Source organism: Arthrobacter sp. A2-55, from assembly GCF_025548615.1.
Taxonomy (GTDB): Bacteria; Actinomycetota; Actinomycetes; order Actinomycetales; family Micrococcaceae; genus Specibacter; species Specibacter silviterrae.
Window position 1 is genome coordinate 26,446 of the sequence record NZ_JAJLOZ010000016.1, and the last position, 16,170, is coordinate 42,615.

Sequence of the window (16,170 nt, forward strand, 5' to 3'; positions counted from 1 at the left end):
GTAGCCATGATCCTCCCGCACTGTGCCAGCGCGCAGAGCAGGAGGACCATGGTGTTATGTGGATCGGCTGGATGGAATGCGACGTGCTGCTGGGCGATGTCCAGTCATTGAAGGAAAAGCGGTCCGTGCTGCGCCCCGTGGTTGCGGAAGTCCGCAGGCGCTTTGACGTGTCCGTCGCCGAGGTGGAATTCCAGGAGCTGCACAGGCGCGCGGTCATTGGGGCCGCGCTGGTGGCCGCAGACAGGGCCCACGCGGTGGAGGTCCTCGACGCCGTGGAACGCTACCTGGCGTACCGCCCGGGCATGGACCTGCTCAGCGTGCGGCGGCGCACGGTGACCGGCGATGACTGACGCGCCGCGCGCCACCGTCTACCTCGACGTTGACGGGGTGCTCTGCCCGTTCGGGCCAGAGGGGTTTTCGGACTGGGGGACGGGGTTTGAGCAGGTGGAGATTGGCATGCTGGGCGTCCACTGGGCGCCGGAACTGGTGGAGGAGCTCAACCGGCTCTCCGCCCGCCCCGGCGTGCATTTTGTCTGGCTGACCAGTTGGGAGGACATGGCACCCAAGTACCTTTGCCACGCCATCGGCCTGGAAGGGCGCCACTGGCCGGTGCTGCGCTACAGCGAACAAAAGGGAACCCGCGAGTGGTGGAAGCTGGAGGCCATCCAGCGCGACATTTCCCGCCACCGCCCGGGGCGCGCGGTCTGGATAGACGACCAGCTTGGCTTTGAGGAGTCCGCCCTCGCGTGGATGGCCTTCCTGGGCCGGGGTATTCTGGGCATCTCGCCGGATCCCCGGCGGGGCATTGCCCGTGCAGACATCCTCCGCATTGAGGCATTCCTGGACGGCTGAGCACGGCCGGCCCTGGCGAAAGGTGAGCCCATGGCACCCACCACCCACGACGTCGTCATCGTTGGCGGCGGCCACAACGGGCTGACTGCAGCCGCGTACCTGGCCCGCGCAGGCAAAAGTGTGCTGGTCCTTGAACGGGACGGCCACCTTGGCGGCGCGGCGGTTTCAGCCACGGCTTTCAAGGGCGTGGACGCACGATTGTCACGCTATTCCTACCTGGTGAGCCTGCTGCCGAAGCGCATCATCGAGGAAATGGGACTCGAGCTGGAGCTGGCCAGACGCCGTTACTCCTCCTACACCCCTGACCCGGCCCGCCCGGGTGCGGGACTGCTGGTGGACCACGGCGACGCGGCGGCGAGCCGGGCCTCCTTTGACCGGCTCGGCGCAGGCGAGGACTTTGACGCCATGGCCGGATTCCACGCCGACACCGCACGGCTGGCACGCGCACTCTTCCCAACCGTCTGCGAACCCCTGCCGACCCGGTCCGAGGCCCGTGCGCTGCTTGGCGACGACGCCCTCTGGAACCAGTTGATAGAGCAGCCCATCGGCCGGGCCATCACTGCCCGCTTCGGCAACGACACGGTGCGCGGCCTGATCGCCACCGATGCCCTGATCGGCACCTTCACCTCGCTGGAGGACCCGTCGCTCGCCGCCAACTGCTGCTTCCTCTACCACGTCATCGGCAACGGGACCGGTGACTGGGACCTCCCCATCGGCGGAATGGGCGCCGTCACCGCCGAACTCGAGCGTGCGGCCCGCGAAGCCGGTGCCCAGCTGCTGACCCGCGCCGAGGTGACCCGGGTGACGCACGACGGCGAAGTCAGCTACCGCCGTTTCGGCACCGAGGCGGTGGTAAGGGGCCGCCACGTGCTGGCCAACGTGGCACCCGCCGTGCTGCGGGGGCTGCTGGGCGAAGCCATGACCGGTGTCCAGGGACCGGAGGGTGCCCAGGTCAAGGTCAACCTCATGCTGCGCCGGCTGCCGCGGCTCCGGGACGAGTCTGTTTCGGCGGAGGCTGCGTTTGGCGGAACCTTCCACATCAACGAAGGCTACGGGCACCTGGAGGACTCCTACCGTGCTGCCTCAGACGGGGAGATGCCGGGGCCGCTCCCGTGTGAAATCTATTGCCACTCCCTGACCGACCCCAGCATCCTCTCCGACGAGCTCGCGGCCACCGGGGCACAGACGTTGACAGTCTTTGGGCTGCACACACCCCACCGCTGGCTCAACGAGTCAAACAATGAGGCCATGAGGCAGGAACTTCAGGATGCAGCGCTGGCGTCCTTGAATTCGGTGCTGGCCGAGCCTGTCGAGGAACTGTTGCTGAACGATGCCGCCGGGGTTCCCTGCGTGGAGACCAAGACGACACTTGACCTGGAACACGCCCTGAACATGCCGGGCGGGAACATCTTCCATGGGCCGCTTGAGTGGCCGTTCCTGGAGGACGGTGCGGCGCGCGCCACCCCGGCGCAGCGGTGGGGCGTTGACACGGGCCATGAGCGGATCCTGATCTGCGGTGCCGGCGCCCGCCGCGGCGGAGGGGTCAGCGGCCTGGGCGGGCACAACGCTGCCATGGCTGTCCTGGACGAGCTCGGGACTGCGTAGCTGCCCGCGAAAACCTCGCGCGAGCGGGCATTTAACGTGGATGTTTTACTGCAACATCCACGTTAAGTGACCGTTGGCGCGTCAGGTGGCGAGTTCGGGCAGGTACAGCTCGCCGACGGGAACTTCGATCGCCAGCCGGTTGGCGGGCCCGGCCAGGGGGCAGGCCCATGCCTCGTCATAGGCACAGGATGGGTTGTAGGCGAAGTTGAAGTCCAGTGTGAATTCGCCGCCGTCGTGCCCCAGGAAAGCGCCCTTGATGGTGTCCAGCAGGTAGCGGCCGGCCCCGTAGCTGCCACCTGGCTTTCCCGAACTGCCGTCCCGGAAGGGCACAAATATGCCGCCGCCGTAACTGCGCAGCTGCCACGCTGCCAGCCGGCCCACGCCGGGGATGTCGAAGGTGCCCAGCCGCTGGAACGGAACCGTCCCATCGGTGCCGGTCCGGACCAGCATTTCCTCCCCGGCCCCGTCGCCGGATAGCCGGCAGTCGAAGCGAAACGAAGGGTCGTAGGCGGCAATTTTCAGGCCTTCGAATCCGGCCTTCTTCGCGGCGTTCAGGGCCGACGCAGGGTGGGTGGCGAACATGTTGTCGCGTTCCCTCACCCACAGCGCATGGGACGCCGCGGCGCCGTCGGACGTGGCGCTGCTGCGCACGGCGGCGTACAGCGCGAAAGTGCGCAGCCGCCAGTCCATGACGTCGATTGCCGCTGCCGGACCCGTGTCCGCGGCGCTGCCCATGGCCGGCTAACCGCCAAGTTCGGGGTAGTGGATGGCCGCCGTCTGCGGGTGCGCGCGGACCCAGCCCTTGAGCACATTGGCCCCGTAGGAGGACAGCATGGGGTTGTCGGGGTCGTCGCTGACGCCCCGGGCTTCGGCTGCCAGCTCCGGCGGCAGGGGCACCGGGTCGATGACGGCGTCCAGGCGCGGCGACCAGAAGAACGGCACGGAGTACCGGTCCACGCCGGGCGGGGGAGCGGTGACGCGGTGGATGGTGGCCATCAGGTAGCCGTTCGTGGCAACCTCCAGCATTTCGCCCAGGTTCACCACCAGGGCCCCCGGGATGGGCTCGACGGGGATCCATTCCTCCTGGCCGTGGGGCTGGACTTCCAGCCCGCCCACTGCGTCCTGAAGCAGCAGGGTCACAAAGCCATAGTCCGCGTGCGAGCCCACGCCCTGCGTGCCGGCTTCCGGGACCTGGCCGCCCACGTAGTGGACCAACTTGCCCATCCACGCCGGCGTCCCTGCGAAGGGTGCGGCAAAGTAGTCCTCCGGCAGGCCCAGGGCGGTGCTGATCCCGGCCAGCAGTTCCGCGCCAATGCCGGACATGAGCTGCGCCCATTGTTCCGCGGCCTTTTCCAGCTCCGGGTATCCCGCAGGCCATTGGTTGTGGCCCTGCAGCCGCAGGAAGAGCTTGTCCGCCGGGACGTCGGCCAGCGGTTCGCGGTCCGGGCCGAAGTCGATCTGTTCGCGGGAATCGGCGCGGCCCCGGGTGATCTCGGTGCCCAGCCGGGTGTAGCCGCGGAACTGCGCCGACGTCCGGTTGTCCAGGTCCAGGCGTTCCTGGAGCGGCAGCTGGAAGAATCCCGCCAGGGTGTCCAGCAGCTCCTGCGCCTGGCCGTCCCGGGCACCGTAGTTGGTGACCTGGAAGAAGCCCACATGGTGGGCGGCGTCGCGCAGTGCGTCAATGAAGTCCGGGTTGAAGCCGCCGTCTTCGCCGCGGGCTGTTGACAGGTCCAGGACGGGGACAAAGGTGCGTGTTGTGCTCATGACACCAGCGTGGTCCCCTCCGGCGTAATAATAAAGAAATGTTGCGTCATGTTGCAGAATTGCCTTGCTTTTTGCCAATCCATCATTTTCAACAAAGTTCGACGGCGGCACTCCCGCGGGTGCGGCCGTCGAACGTTTTGTGGTTTTGAGGCGGGTGGGCAACTCTTAATTCGACCAGAACGGGTAATCGGTGTAGCCGGCGGGACCTTCGGTGTAGAACGTGGTGTGGTCAGGCTCGTTGAGGGGAAGGCCCTCGGACCAGCGCCGGACCAGGTCGGGGTTGGCCAGTGAGGGACGGCCCACCACCACGGCGTCAGCCCAGCCGGCCACCGCCTCGGCGTCCTGCAGCGTGGTGACGGTGGCAAAGCCCGTGTTCACCAGCACCGGACCGCCAAAGCGCCTGCGCAATTCCTGGACCAGCCCGCCGTCGGGATCCTGGTGCAGGATGCTCAGCCCGGCCAGTCCGAGGGGTGCCAGCCCGTCCATGAGGGCGGAGTAGGTGGCCAGGGCATCGGCAGGATCAGTCTCCAGGGCGCCCTGAACATTGTGTTCGGGGGAGATGCGCAGCCATGTCCTCCCGGCGCCTATGGCCTCCGCAACGGCGGCCGCGGTCTCGATGACGAACCTGGCCCGGTTTTCCGGGCTCCCGCCATAGGCGTCCGTGCGCCGGTTGGCGGACGGCGCCAGGAACTCATGGAGCAGGTAGCCGTTGGCCCCGTGGAGTTCCACGCCGTCAAAGCCGGCGGCCATTGCGTTGCGGGAACCCTGGACAAATTCTCCAACGACGCCTGGCAGCTCGCCCTCATCCAAGGCATGGGGGAGCGGGTAGGGCAGCTTCCCCGCGTAGGTGCGGGTGACGCCGTCAATGGCCACGGCACTGGGGGCCACCACCTGCCGTCCACCGTTTGTTTCAGGGTGGGTGACCCTGCCCGAGTGCATGACCTGGGCGATGATGCGACCGCCGTCGGCATGGACTGCGTCCGTCACCCGCTTCCAACCGGCAATGTGTTCGTCCGTCACCAGGCCGGGCTGCCGGACGAAGGCCTGCCCGGCAAAGCTGGGGTAGGTGCCCTCGGACACCAGCAGGCCCATGGAGGCGCGCTGGCGGTAGTACTCCACGACAAGGTCGCCGGGGACGCCGTCCAGGCCGGAGCGGGAACGGGTGAGAGGGGCCATGACCAGCCGGTTGGGCAGGTCCAGGTCCCCGAGGGTGACTGGGGAAAACAAATTCACGGCAGGTTTCTTCCTCATCTTTTGACAACGCGGTCCGCTTGCGGCAACGCCTCCCCTGCCGTCAGCTATTCCCGGAGGGCGCAGCCGCCGAGTTGTAGATTGAATCACATGGACCAGAAACTGATGACCACCGCCGTGCTCCGTTCCTCGCAGGAAGGCCGCCCCTATGCCGCAAGCGCACCGTTGGGGATGGAGCAGCTGCCGGTGCCCAAGCCGAGGGCGGGCGAGGTCCTGGTCAAGATTGAGCGCGCCAGCCTTTGCCACTCCGACCTGTCCGTCATCAACGGCTCCCGGCTCCGGCCGCTGCCCATGGCATTGGGGCATGAAGCCAGCGGCACCGTGGCCGCCGTCGGGCCTGCCGTCGCGGGGGTGGCCCCGGGGGACCGGGTGGTGACGGTCTTCGTGCCCAGCTGCGGGCAGTGCCGGGCCTGCGCCGGCGGGCGCCCCGCCCTCTGCCACCGGGGCGCCGCAGCAAACGGTACCGGGGACCTGCTGCACGGGGACGCCGTGCTCCGAACGGTCTCCGGCGAGCGCATCAACCACCACCTCGGCGTGTCCGCCTTTTCCGAATACGCCCTGGTGGCACGGGAGTCGCTGGTGGTGGTGGATGGCGACGTGCCCTTCGACATTGCCGCCATGTTCGGCTGTGCCGTCCTCACCGGCATGGGGGCAGTGGTCCACACGGCCAAGGTGGCGCCGGGCCAATCCGTGATTGTGTTTGGGCTCGGGGCCGTGGGACTCTCCGCCGTCATGGGCGCGGCTGGAATATCCGGCACCACTGTCATTGCCATTGACCCGCTGCCCGAGAAGCAGGCCCTGGCCCTGCAGTGCGGGGCGCACTTTGCCGGAACCCCCGACCAGGCGCCGGCGCTCGTTGCCGACCACGCCGGCGACGGTGTCGATGTGGCCATTGAGGCAGTGGGCAGCGCCAGGGTCATGGAAGCCTGCCTGGCCCTGCTGACGCGCGGCGGGGCCCTGGTATCGGTCGGATTGCCGCACCCGGACCAGCTGCTCCAGGTCCAGGCGCTGCAATTTGCCGGGACCGGCAAGCGGCTTCTGGGCTCCTACATGGGGGACGCTGACCCGGCCCGCGACATCCCGGCCTACATCCAAATGTGGCGGGAGGGGCGCCTGCCTGTGGAGCTCCTGCACACTGACACCAAGCCACTGTCCGAGATCAACGAGGCGCTTGACGCGCTCGCCGACGGGAGGGTGGTGCGCAGGCTGTTCACCGTCGGCCGGTAGCGGCCCCTTGTGCGGGGCGCCCGGCAAGGCCAAACTGGTGGCGTACACCAAAATTCCACCCCGTCCCGGAAGGTCCGCCATGTCCCATTCGGTCAACTACTTTGAAATCGGCACGCCGGATCCCGCAGCGAGCAAGGCGTTTTACTCGGGCATGTTCGACTGGCCCGTGGGGCCGCCGTCGGAGGCCAGCTACAGCATGGTCAACGGCGAGCAGGGTGGCCTGTGGGACACCTCCTCAATGGGCGGCGGGAACTGGGCCATCTTCTACGTGCAGGTGGAGGATGTTGCCGCGAGCATTGCCAAGGCCGTGGGGCTGGGCGCCAGCGTTGCCGTGCCGCTGGTTGACAACGGCGCCATCGAGTTCGCCCACCTTGTCGACCCGCAGGGGAACCGCTTCGGCGTCTGGCGCCCGAAGGCTGCCTGACTCGCTTCCGCGGGAACGGAGCACGACATGGGACTCATCCACATCGACCTCTTCACCACCCTCGACGGCGTGGCCCAGGCTCCCGGCGGGCCGGACGAGGACGCCGGCGGCGGTTTCACGTTTGGCGGCTGGCAGGCACCGCTCATGGACAGCGTTGTCGGCGGGCAGGTCGAAGCCGGAATGCAAGATCTGGACGCCCTGCTGCTTGGGCGAAGGACATATGAGATTTTCGCGGCGTACTGGCCGCAGCAGAAAGGGACCATAGCGGAGCTGTTCAACCGTGTCCCCAAGTACGTGGCCTCCCGCCAGCCGCATGCCCTTCCCTGGGACAACTCCACGCAGCTCGGTCCCGACATCGCAGCCGGGGTGCATGAACTGCGCGCGCGGCATGAGGGCCTGCACGTCATAGGCAGCCTCGACTTCGTACAGACACTCTTCGCCGACCGCTTGTTCGACCGGCTCACCCTGTGGGTCTACCCGATCCTCCTGGGCAGTGGCAAGAAGGTCTTCGCCGAAGGAGTGGTTCCTGCGAACCTCACACTTCTCGAACCCGTCATCGCCTCGCCCAAGGGCGCGGTGCTGCAACGGTACGAACTGGCCGCCGGCACGCCAGGTGTGGGTGTCATGGGGAACGGAGGCCCGGAAGTCTAGGGTGCGCAGCGAACGGCCCCTACCGGCCCTCTTCAAGCACCCGCTTGAGGTTATCCAGCTGGGCGACTTCGGACTTCATGGTTTTGGTGATCATGGGTCCCATGAGTTTCATGAACCCTTTCGGCTCAAGGTCCAGGCTGAACGCCACGGAGGTGCCGGCGTCGTGCCCTGAAAGGGTGAAGCTGCCGGTGGGGCGGGCGGGGCCGGCCACCACCTCAAAGCGCAGCCTGACGCCGGGCTCCGACTCGGTGATCCTGTAGTCGCCGTCGATGGTGCGCCCGCCGGGGCCGGCCATCTTTTGGCTGTAGACCGCACCAACAACTCCGGCGGTGCCGCTGGCGAGGCGCACGTGCGAAACGCCCGTGCGCCACAGCGGGTTGTTGAGGCCGTTGGCCAGGAAGTCAAAGACGTCGGCGGGGCTGCGCTGGATGAGCACTTCATGGTCTGCATGTGGCATGGTCGGCTCCTGGGGAGGGCACCCGTGCGGTGCCGGCTGGCTCGAATATTACGGCACGCGAACGGGTCCGGGAAGCCTGCGCACACAAATATTCGGGCAGGGTTCAGGACGGGGTTCGGTGGCGGAGTTGGCGGGCCTTCACTGCGGGCGTTTACTGCGGGCGTTCGGTACGGAATAACGGGACGGCGGCGGCAGCGGCCACGAGCGCCGCAATGCCAAAAGCGGCCAGGGCCACGGGGAAGCCTGCCCCCAGGACGGCCTGGAAGATCAAACTTCCGGTGCCAAAGCCAAGGAACAGGACAAAGGCCATGAGACCCACGGCCTGGCCGATGCTGCCGGGGAGGTCGGTAACGATCCCACCAAACAGCGGCTGCGTCATGTCGTACCCGAGGGACAATGCCGCGATGGCCGCAACCACAACGGGGAGCGGGGCGGCGGCCGCCAGGACCAGTGCGCACACGGCAGCCACCAGCATGCCTGCCGGGATGATCCGCGCCCGCCCCAAGCTGTCCGCGAGCCGGCCGATGAGAGGTCCGAAGAGGAACCCGGGTATGCCGTAGCCCAGCAGCGCCAGGCCCACGCCAATGGGGCCCAGTCCAAAGCGGTGGGCCAGGAACACGCCCAACCAGGTGTAGATGCCCGAATGCAGCACGGCGTTGAGCAGCACGTAGCCGTAGGTCCGTGCGCCGCGCCCTGTGGCCAGCAGGCGCCAGTAGCCCGAGGCGACGGCGGCCCATGGCAGCACCCCGGACGCGGGCCGCGGGGCCGGCAGCAGCAGGACGGCGAGTCCGGCCAAGGCCAGGATCCCCGCCCCCGAGGCCACAAACAAGCCGGCCCAGCCAAGGAAGGGTTCCGCCAGCGCACCGGCCGTGGATCCCACGGCGATCCCGCCCGCCATGCCGCCGAAGAGCCAGCCGAGAGCCCTTCCGCGTTCGGCAAAGGCGAAGACATCGCCAATCAGGGCCAGCGAAATTGGCACCACGCCGCTCGCTGCGACGCCGGTGGCCACCCGCATGCCGATGAATACCCCGGCCGACGGCGACAGCGCGGTGACGGCAGTCAGGGCGGCAAAGACCACCATGGACCCGGCGATAATTGGCCGCCGGCCGATCCTGTCCGAGAGCGGCCCCCAAAAGAGCGTCATGACGCCATACGGCACCAGGTACGCGGGAACGGCCAGGCCCGCCATGCCAACGTCAGTGCCGAATGCGCCGGCCAGCTGCGGCAGGATGGGTGCCACCATGAACGCCTGGGCAAACGTCAGGAAGGCCGCAGCCGTGACGAGGGCCAGGAAGGCGTTGCGGGCCGGGCCACCGGACGGACCGGCTGGCGGAGCTGTGCGGGGCGTTGTCCCGGTGCCGCTCAACGCTGTGCCTGGACAGGCGCAGCGTCCGGCAGCGGCGGGTAGCTCAGGGTGAGCCCGTCCACGTGGGCGAAAGGAGTGAGCTGGTGCGGCTTGGCCGACGCCGGCGTCATGATGTCCAGCACCGTGGCGCCGCGAAGCAGCAGCGCGTCCCCAATGAGGGAGCGGTGGCAGCGCCACGGGACCGCCTCGGCGCACATGATGGTCGTGGGGCAATCCGCAGCGCCAGCCAGCAGACGGTCCACAGCGGCGGCGAAGTCCGGCGTCTGCATGTAGTCCGCATAGTTGCGGAAGGACGCATTGCGCCACCCGGTGTTGATGCTGTCCTTGTGTGCCGGCCGCAGGCCGCCCAGGGCCTCGGCGCGCCGGTAGGTGATTCCGGCGGCGGGAAGCTCAGCCGCCAGGACGTCCTCCATGAACTGGGGGTTGTGCCGGGACTTGGGAATGGTGCGCACATCCACCAGTGCCTTGATGCCGTGGGCGCCCAGCAAGGCAAGGAACTGGTCCATGGGATGCGTTGAGTGGCCCACCGTGAAAATAGTGATGTCAGCCATGCTTTCCACACTACGCTTCCCCTGACGGCGCCCGTCCCCGGGGAGTAGCGTGGGGCCAATGGAGGAACGGCTGCGCCCCCGCTCCGGGGGCGTATTTTCGCTGGGCCGGCGCGCGCGGGCGGTACTGCGCCGCGTCCCCGTCTGGGCGTGGCGGCTGCTGATGCACTCCGTCAAGAACGCCGAACGGGTCCGTTTCAATGCAGATCCCGTGCCCGGGGTGCGGAGCTGGCGCGACATTGACTTTGTGGGCGATCACCTCCCCTCGCACCGCCTGGACGTCATGGCACCCGAGCCGGCCGGGGCGGGCCCGCTGCCCGTCTACGTGTACTTTCACGGCGGCGGCTGGACGTCCGGGGACAAGGAACCGCTGACCAAGTACTGTGCCAGCCAGGCGGCCGGGGGAATGGTGGTGGTCAACGTCAACTACCGCAAGGCCCCGCGCTTCCAGCTGGGCCACGTGCTCCAGGATGCCAACGCCGCCCTGGCCTGGGTGCGGGCGAACATTGGCCGGCTGGGCGGGGATCCGGGCCGAATGGTGCTGGGCGGCGACTCGGCCGGCGGGCAAATCGCAGCGCTCATGGCTGCCGCCATGTTCCGCCCCCTGCTCGCGCAGCACTACCGCCTGGCGCCCGCCCTGCCGACGGCCAGCGTGCGGGGCCTGGTGCAGCACTGCTCCGTGGCCGACTTTTCAGTGTTCTTTGATCCCGGATTTGTCCTGAGCCTGAATTTCATCCGCATGCTGATGCCGCACGGCTCGGCGCCTGCCGGCAGGGACGCCCGGCTGAGGCTGCGGGAAGCCGCCCACTACATGTCGCCCATCGAGTGGCTGGATTCCCGCTGCCCGCCGGTCTTCATCACCACCTCCGAGCGCGACTTCTTTTACCGGGCCAACATGAACCTGATTGCCAGCCTCCGCAACCATGGCGTGCGGGTGGATTCCCTGGTCTACGGGTGGGAGAGGGCAAACACCGAGCACACCTGGCAGCAGAATTTCCGCTTTCCCGAGTCCCAGGAAGTGTACCGGCGCCTACAATCCTTTATACGGCGGGTGGCCGCATAGCTGCACGGGCGGATCCGCCGGATCCGCCGTTTCCGAAAGGGCCAGGGGCAGGGGGCTTGGATGCACCGCCACCAAGGCAGGACGAGGCACGACGGCGGTGCGTGGCCGGCTTCCGTGCCCGGCCCGGCTGCCGAGGGGGTGCCGGACCCGGAGGCACGGCTGGACGCCGGGCTGCCGGACCTGGATTGGGCCGTTCTCCCGGCCGGCTTCCGCCGCACTACCTACCGGGTCCCCAGCGGGGTGCTGGCTGCCATTGCCCTGGGCGAACCTGACGGCGTGCCGGTGGTGCTGGTCCCAGGTGCCACGGGCTCCAAGGAGGACTTTGTCCTGATGATGCCCCTTCTCGCGGCGGCCGGCTGCCATGCCATCAGTTTTGACCTGGCCGGCCAATACGAATCGGGCGGGGCCGGCCCCGAAAACCTGGTGCCGCCACAGCCCCGCTACAGCTACGGACTCTTTGTGGAGGACGTGCTGGCCGTGCTCGGCACCGTGACGGCCGCCGCGGGGCGGCCTGTCCATGTGGTGGGCTATTCCTTTGCCGGCACGGTTGCCGCACTGGCCCTGGCCGCGCGGCCTGAACTCTTTGCCAGCATCACCCTGCTCAGCTGCCCCCCGCTGGCCGGGCAGGCCTTTCGCGGCGTCAGCAGGATCGGCCCCGCGACGGGACTGGCCACCGGGCGGGTGGGTGCGGCGTTGATGGTCTGGGGGATCCGGCGCAACTTTATTCCGGTCCCGCCGGGCCGGCTGCGGTTTGTCCGCAACAGGTTCACCTTGACGCGGCGGCAGTCCGTTCGGGACATAGTGGCGCTCATGAAGCACACGCCGGACGTGGCGGCCACGCTCGCCGCCGCCCCGCTGCCCAAGCTGGTGGCCGTGGGGCAGCACGACCTGTGGCCTACCACTCTGCACGCCGCCTTTGCCCGGGCTGCGGGAGCCCGGCTGGCCGTGTACCCGGGCGGGCACAGCCCCTGCGAAACTTCGCCGAACCAGCTCTCCCGGGACCTGCTGGCCCTCATCTCGTCCGGTTAGGCGGGGTGGTTCCTGGCCCAGCGGCGCCGCTGAAGCCGGCGGCGAAGGGGCGGTTCGGTGCGGAATTCGAGGGCGAAGGTGGTCCACGCCTTGGCCAGCCGCAGGCCCAGCTCACCCCAGCTGCGGAACGGGCGGGCCGAAACGGGCATGCGCAGCGTGGGGTCGTACACAACGTGCATGTCGGGGCGCAGCCGGTAGGAGATGTCCAGGTCGTCATGGACCAGGGGCGACTCCCTGTCCACCACCGGGCCAATCCTGGCCCACACGTCCGCCGTCATGGCGAAGTTTGAGCCGAACACCGGCTTGTGCCCCAGCAGGAAACCCACCACGTGGAAATAGCCGCCCAGATAGGCCGTCCGCCCCAGCCAGCAGACCAGCCTGCTGCCGCCATAAAAGTCACCCGGGCCCGTCACCAGGGACAGCGGCCCCGCTTCCTCCAGGGCCGCCTCCACCCTCGCCAGCCAATCCCGGGGCGGCCGGGAATCGGCATCCAGCCGCGCAAGGATGTCAGCATCCGCGGCATCCAGGCCGTGGGCTGACGTCGGCGCGATGCCCGGCAGGGGCGAGACGATCCTGCGCACCCCTGCCGTGGCACACACTTCGGCAGTGTTGTCGGTGCTGCCGTTGTCCACCACAATGACCTGGTCCGGCATCCGGGTTTGCCCAGACAGCGCGGCCAGGCATGCGGCAAGCATGGGGGCGTCATTGCGGGACGGAATGACGACGGCGATGGAGCCCATGGTGCCGACCTTACAGCCAGCCGGCCAGCGCCGGGTGGAGGCCGTGGCGGCCAAGCCGATTTGGCGGTGAATTCACAGTTCCGCGGGGCCCGGAAGGCGTAGCCTTAAGGCATGTGTTGTGAGTGTGGGCCAGTCTTGGGCTGGCGGCCATGAGCCGCCGCTGGGTGCGGTGGATGCCGGCCGCCGCCATGCCGGCGATCGTTGCCGGGGTGGTCCTGGCCGGGCCACTGCAGGCCCAGGCGCCCGCCACCGTTCCCGCCAGGACGGCGGCCCAGGTGCTGGCACTGGCCGTCGCCAGCCATCCACAGCCACTCTCCGGAACGCTGGAGGAAACCGCTGACCTGGGACTGCCCCAGCTGCCTGCCATCGCCACGGGCGGCGCCTCGAGCCAGTCCGGCGCCGCCGGGCCTGCCGCGGGACTGGGCCAGCTGGTGGCATTCCTGACCGCGCCGCACACGGCGCGCGTATATCTGGACGGCGCAGGAAGCCAGCGCGTGCAGCTCATGGACAGCCTTGCCGAGCGTGACGTGGTACATCACGGCACCACGGTGTGGACCTATGATTCCGCGGCCAACACAGCCACCAAGTACACGGTGTCGAACCCGCTGCGCCCCGGCGCCGCCACCGGCGGCCTTGCGCCGCCAAACTCCAAGCCTGTGCCCGGGGTGGCGACCCTGCCGCCCATGGCGCCCCACGACGCCAACCAGGTCCCCGGTTCCCCCGTCCAGACCCCGGCCGCCATCGCCGCGGACATCCTGAAAAACCTTGACCCCGGCACGGCCGTGAGCCTGGGGGCCAACGTGACTGTTGCCAGGGAGCCGGCGTACAGCCTGGAGCTGGTGCCCCGGACGGCAGCCACGCTGGTCGCCAAGGTCACCATCGCCGTCGACGCCAACAACGGCATGCCCCTGAGGGTCACCGTCCAGGCCAAGGGCCAGGACAAGGCCGCCTTTGAGGTCGGTTTCAGCCAGCTCACCCTGGCGGCCCCGGCGGCATCAATGTTCACCTTCACGCCCCCGCCCGGGGCCACAGTCACCAACTCCGCGGTGCCGCTGCCGCAACGCTCCTCCGGCAAGACGCTCGACGGCGGCAAGGCGCCGGTGTCCGTGAGCGGGACAGGCTGGGCCGCCATCCTCCAGGCCCCCGCAGGCACAGTCCCGGCTGGCATGACGTCCACGCCGGTCCTCGCCCAGCTGCTGCAGGCAGTCCCCGGCGGGCATGCGCTCTCAACGAGCCTGTTCACCGTCCTGGTCACCCCTGACGGGGCCCTCTACGCAGGCGCCGTCCCGCTCGCTGCCCTGCAGCCGGCCTCGGCGGCCCGGTGAAGGGCGGCCCGGCGGCCGGGGGAACACCGGGCACCGCGGCCATCGAAACCCATGGCCTGGGCAAGCGCTACGGCAGCCAAGCAGCCGTCGACAAGCTGGACCTGAGGGTCCCCGCCGGCGCCGTCTTTGGCTTTTTGGGCCCCAACGGATCCGGCAAAACCACCACCATCCGCATGCTGCTGGGCCTGGCCAACGCCACCAGCGGCACGGCCAGCGTGCTGGGCCAGGCCATGCCGCGAGCGCTCGACGCCGTGCTGCCGAGGGTGGGCGCCCTCGTCGAAGGACCGGCGTTTTACCCCTACCTGACCGGTCGGGCCAACCTGCAACGGCTGGACGCGGCCTGCCCGTACGCACCAACCGCCACCCGCCGGGTCCGTGTCGAGGAGGCCCTGGACCGTGTGGGGCTGGGCGCGGCGGCAGGGAAAAAGGTCAAGGCCTATTCACTGGGCATGAAGCAGCGGCTGGGGCTGGCCAACGCCTTGCTGCGCCCGCGTGAACTGATGGTCCTGGACGAGCCCACCAACGGCCTTGACCCCCAGGGCACGCGCGAGGTGCGGAAGCTGATTGCCTCGCTGGCCCACGACGGCACCACCGTCTTCGTCTCCAGCCACCTGCTCGCCGAGGTCGAACAGATCTGCACGCACGCCGCCGTCATGCGCGCCGGCAGGCTCGTGGCCCAGGGCACCCTGGAGGAGCTGCGGTCCGCCGGGCAGGCCAAGGTCACCATCCTGACGCCCGACGCCGGCGCCGCCCGCACCGTGCTGGCCCGCCTGGGACTGGTCCCCGGCACGGTGGAACCGGTGAACGACGGCGCCGGCCCGGCAGCTGTCACGGCCGTGCTGCCGGCTGCGGCCGTCCCGGCCGAGGACATTGTTGAGGCGCTGGTGGGCTTCGGCGTGCGGGTGCGCGGCTTCTCCGTTGACAAGGGCAGCCTGGAAGACAGATTCGTGGAATTGACGGGGGAGGGTTTCGACGTTGCCCGCTGACACCGCCCCTGAATCCGCTCCGCCGGCCGGAATCCCGGCAAGGCCCCCGGCAGCGCGCCCGCGCGCCCGGACTGCGCCGCTGCTGGTCTCCGAACTGTCGCTGATGTTCCGCCGAAGGCGCACCTGGGCCATGCTGGCGGTGCTCGCCGCCGTGCCCGTGCTCATTGCCGTGGCAGTCCGGCTGACGAATGGCACCCGCGCCGGCCACGGGCCGGTGTTCCTGGACAGGATCACAGGGAACGGCCTGTTCGTGGTTCTGACGTCGCTGGTCCTGTGCACCCCGCTGTTTCTCCCGCTCACGGTGGGCGTGGTTTCCGGCGACACGATTGCGGGGGAGGCCGGGCAGGGGACGCTGCGCTACCTGCTGGCGGCCCCCGCCGGGCGCGCCCGTCTCCTGTTGGTCAAGTTCGCAGGGACCGCCGCCTTCACACTGGCGGCGGTGGCCGCCGTCGTGCTGGCAGGCACGGCCATTGGCCTGCTGCTGTTCCCGGTGGGGCCGGTGCCGCTGCTGTCCGGGGACCTCGTGGATGCTTGGACGGCGGAGGGCCGGATCCTGCTGGTGGGCGCGTACGTTGTGCTCTCCCTGCTGGGCCTGGGTGCCATCGGCCTGTTCATTTCCACTCTCACCGATGTCCCCGTCGGGGCAATGGCCGCCACCGTGGTGCTTGCCATTGCCTCCCAGGTTCTTGACGCGCTGCCGCAGCTGGACTGGCTCCACCCCTGGCTGTTCAGCCATTGGTGGCTGGGCTTTGCCGACCTGCTGCGGCAGCCCGTCGAATGGTCGTCCTTTGGCAGCAACGCCTTGCTGCAGCTGGGCTATGTGGCAGTGTTCGGGGCACTCGCCTACGGCCGCTTCACTACCAAGGACGTCCTGTCGTAAGT

18 protein-coding genes are annotated in these 16,170 nt (G+C 68.8%); 11 read left to right on the top strand and 7 right to left on the bottom strand.

All coding sequences use genetic code 11. The features are described 5' to 3' along the window. Nucleotides 1-56: 56 nt before the first annotated feature. From LPN03_RS06535 to LPN03_RS06545, 3 genes are read left to right on the top strand one after another with little or no spacing between them, the layout of a single operon-like run. Entirely contained in the window at nucleotides 57-350 is a 294-nt protein-coding gene (locus tag LPN03_RS06535) for a DUF503 domain-containing protein (RefSeq protein WP_262453603.1), read from the top strand. Next, nucleotides 343-852 carry an HAD domain-containing protein gene (locus LPN03_RS06540; protein ID WP_262453604.1) on the top strand — a complete coding sequence of 170 codons (510 nt, stop codon included), beginning with the start codon at nucleotides 343-345 and terminating at the stop codon, nucleotides 850-852. Before LPN03_RS06535 ends, LPN03_RS06540 begins: the two co-directional genes overlap by 8 nt. Before the next feature lie 30 nt (nucleotides 853-882). Beyond that, entirely contained in the window at nucleotides 883-2,457 is a 1,575-nt protein-coding gene (locus LPN03_RS06545) for a phytoene desaturase family protein (protein WP_262453605.1), read from the top strand. Between the two features lie 81 nt (nucleotides 2,458-2,538). Here the strand turns inward: LPN03_RS06545 and LPN03_RS06550 are convergent, their stop codons facing one another. The 3 genes from LPN03_RS06550 to LPN03_RS06560 form a co-directional block, all read right to left on the bottom strand. Next, nucleotides 2,539-3,192, bottom strand: a complete 654-nt coding sequence (locus LPN03_RS06550; protein WP_262453606.1) for a DUF1684 domain-containing protein — start codon at nucleotides 3,190-3,192, stop codon at nucleotides 2,539-2,541. Between the two features lie 6 nt (nucleotides 3,193-3,198). Then, nucleotides 3,199-4,221 carry an isopenicillin N synthase family dioxygenase gene (locus LPN03_RS06555; protein ID WP_262453607.1) on the bottom strand — a complete coding sequence of 341 codons (1,023 nt, stop codon included), beginning with the start codon at nucleotides 4,219-4,221 and terminating at the stop codon, nucleotides 3,199-3,201. Between the two features lie 165 nt (nucleotides 4,222-4,386). Continuing rightward, complete coding sequence (locus tag LPN03_RS06560; RefSeq protein ID WP_262453608.1) at nucleotides 4,387-5,472, bottom strand: alkene reductase; 1,086 nt, start codon at nucleotides 5,470-5,472, stop codon at nucleotides 4,387-4,389. Between the two features lie 105 nt (nucleotides 5,473-5,577). On the opposite strand from LPN03_RS06560, the gene LPN03_RS06565 reads away from it, so the two are divergent. The 3 genes from LPN03_RS06565 (at nucleotide 5,578) to LPN03_RS06575 (ending at nucleotide 7,774) form a co-directional block, all read left to right on the top strand. Continuing rightward, entirely contained in the window at nucleotides 5,578-6,699 is a 1,122-nt protein-coding gene (locus LPN03_RS06565; protein ID WP_262453630.1) for an alcohol dehydrogenase catalytic domain-containing protein, read from the top strand. A 79-nt stretch (nucleotides 6,700-6,778) separates the two neighbouring features. Further along, nucleotides 6,779-7,123 (top strand): VOC family protein, encoded by a 345-nt coding sequence (locus tag LPN03_RS06570; RefSeq protein WP_262453609.1) that lies wholly within the window; start codon nucleotides 6,779-6,781, stop codon nucleotides 7,121-7,123. A gap of 27 nt (nucleotides 7,124-7,150) precedes the next feature. Next, nucleotides 7,151-7,774, top strand: coding sequence for a dihydrofolate reductase family protein (locus tag LPN03_RS06575; RefSeq protein WP_262453610.1), 624 nt, complete (start codon nucleotides 7,151-7,153; stop codon nucleotides 7,772-7,774). 19 nt (nucleotides 7,775-7,793) lie between these two features. Here LPN03_RS06575 and LPN03_RS06580 read toward each other — a convergent pair whose 3' ends face one another. The 3 genes from LPN03_RS06580 to LPN03_RS06590 all read right to left on the bottom strand — a co-directional run bounded on the left by LPN03_RS06580 (nucleotide 7,794) and on the right by LPN03_RS06590 (nucleotide 10,148). Then, on the bottom strand, nucleotides 7,794-8,231 hold the full coding sequence (locus LPN03_RS06580; RefSeq protein WP_165182555.1) for an SRPBCC family protein: 438 nt from the start codon (nucleotides 8,229-8,231) through the stop codon (nucleotides 7,794-7,796). 151 nt (nucleotides 8,232-8,382) lie between these two features. Further along, entirely contained in the window at nucleotides 8,383-9,597 is a 1,215-nt protein-coding gene (locus tag LPN03_RS06585; protein ID WP_262453611.1) for an MFS transporter, read from the bottom strand. Next, a complete protein-coding gene (locus LPN03_RS06590; protein ID WP_262453612.1) occupies nucleotides 9,594-10,148 on the bottom strand; it encodes a DUF488 family protein in 555 nt (184 codons plus the stop codon). Before LPN03_RS06590 ends, LPN03_RS06585 begins: the two co-directional genes overlap by 4 nt. Nucleotides 10,149-10,206: 58 nt before the next feature. On the opposite strand from LPN03_RS06590, the gene LPN03_RS06595 reads away from it, so the two are divergent. Together LPN03_RS06595 and LPN03_RS06600 are read left to right on the top strand one after the other, a co-directional pair. Beyond that, entirely contained in the window at nucleotides 10,207-11,208 is a 1,002-nt protein-coding gene (locus LPN03_RS06595; RefSeq protein ID WP_316255614.1) for an alpha/beta hydrolase, read from the top strand. Nucleotides 11,209-11,268: 60 nt separating this feature from the next. Beyond that, nucleotides 11,269-12,237 (top strand): alpha/beta hydrolase, encoded by a 969-nt coding sequence (locus tag LPN03_RS06600; protein ID WP_262453613.1) that lies wholly within the window; start codon nucleotides 11,269-11,271, stop codon nucleotides 12,235-12,237. Here the strand turns inward: LPN03_RS06600 and LPN03_RS06605 are convergent. Further along, nucleotides 12,234-12,977 (bottom strand): glycosyltransferase family 2 protein, encoded by a 744-nt coding sequence (locus LPN03_RS06605; RefSeq protein ID WP_165182552.1) that lies wholly within the window; start codon nucleotides 12,975-12,977, stop codon nucleotides 12,234-12,236. The genes LPN03_RS06600 and LPN03_RS06605 overlap by 4 nt on opposite strands. Nucleotides 12,978-13,099: 122 nt before the next feature. Between LPN03_RS06605 and LPN03_RS06610 the strand changes: the two genes are divergently transcribed. From LPN03_RS06610 to LPN03_RS06620, 3 genes are read left to right on the top strand one after another with little or no spacing between them, the layout of a single operon-like run. Next, on the top strand, nucleotides 13,100-14,302 hold the full coding sequence (locus LPN03_RS06610; protein WP_262453614.1) for a LolA family protein: 1,203 nt from the start codon (nucleotides 13,100-13,102) through the stop codon (nucleotides 14,300-14,302). After that, nucleotides 14,299-15,288 (top strand): ABC transporter ATP-binding protein, encoded by a 990-nt coding sequence (locus LPN03_RS06615; protein ID WP_262453615.1) that lies wholly within the window; start codon nucleotides 14,299-14,301, stop codon nucleotides 15,286-15,288. The genes LPN03_RS06610 and LPN03_RS06615 overlap by 4 nt, the downstream gene beginning before the upstream one ends. Next, nucleotides 15,278-16,168: an ABC transporter permease gene (locus tag LPN03_RS06620; RefSeq protein WP_410468567.1), complete on the top strand. Its 891-nt coding sequence runs from the start codon at nucleotides 15,278-15,280 to the stop codon at nucleotides 16,166-16,168. Before LPN03_RS06615 ends, LPN03_RS06620 begins: the two co-directional genes overlap by 11 nt. The last annotated feature ends 2 nt before the right edge of the window (nucleotides 16,169-16,170 follow it).

Bases quoted from the DNA above. Each gene is read 5' to 3' on its own strand.
- LPN03_RS06535 (WP_262453603.1), top strand. From the start codon at position 57: ATGTGGATCGGCTGGATGGAATGCGACGTGCTGCTGGGCGATGTCCAG.
- LPN03_RS06540 (WP_262453604.1), top strand. From the start codon at position 343: ATGACTGACGCGCCGCGCGCCACCGTCTACCTCGACGTTGACGGGGTG.
- LPN03_RS06545 (WP_262453605.1), top strand. From the start codon at position 883: ATGGCACCCACCACCCACGACGTCGTCATCGTTGGCGGCGGCCACAAC.
- LPN03_RS06550 (WP_262453606.1), bottom strand. From the start codon at position 3,192: ATGGGCAGCGCCGCGGACACGGGTCCGGCAGCGGCAATCGACGTCATG.
- LPN03_RS06555 (WP_262453607.1), bottom strand. From the start codon at position 4,221: ATGAGCACAACACGCACCTTTGTCCCCGTCCTGGACCTGTCAACAGCC.
- LPN03_RS06560 (WP_262453608.1), bottom strand. From the start codon at position 5,472: ATGAGGAAGAAACCTGCCGTGAATTTGTTTTCCCCAGTCACCCTCGGG.
- LPN03_RS06565 (WP_262453630.1), top strand. From the start codon at position 5,578: ATGACCACCGCCGTGCTCCGTTCCTCGCAGGAAGGCCGCCCCTATGCC.
- LPN03_RS06570 (WP_262453609.1), top strand. From the start codon at position 6,779: ATGTCCCATTCGGTCAACTACTTTGAAATCGGCACGCCGGATCCCGCA.
- LPN03_RS06575 (WP_262453610.1), top strand. From the start codon at position 7,151: ATGGGACTCATCCACATCGACCTCTTCACCACCCTCGACGGCGTGGCC.
- LPN03_RS06580 (WP_165182555.1), bottom strand. From the start codon at position 8,231: ATGCCACATGCAGACCATGAAGTGCTCATCCAGCGCAGCCCCGCCGAC.
- LPN03_RS06590 (WP_262453612.1), bottom strand. From the start codon at position 10,148: ATGGCTGACATCACTATTTTCACGGTGGGCCACTCAACGCATCCCATG.
- LPN03_RS06595 (WP_316255614.1), top strand. From the start codon at position 10,207: ATGGAGGAACGGCTGCGCCCCCGCTCCGGGGGCGTATTTTCGCTGGGC.
- LPN03_RS06600 (WP_262453613.1), top strand. From the start codon at position 11,269: ATGCACCGCCACCAAGGCAGGACGAGGCACGACGGCGGTGCGTGGCCG.
- LPN03_RS06605 (WP_165182552.1), bottom strand. From the start codon at position 12,977: ATGGGCTCCATCGCCGTCGTCATTCCGTCCCGCAATGACGCCCCCATG.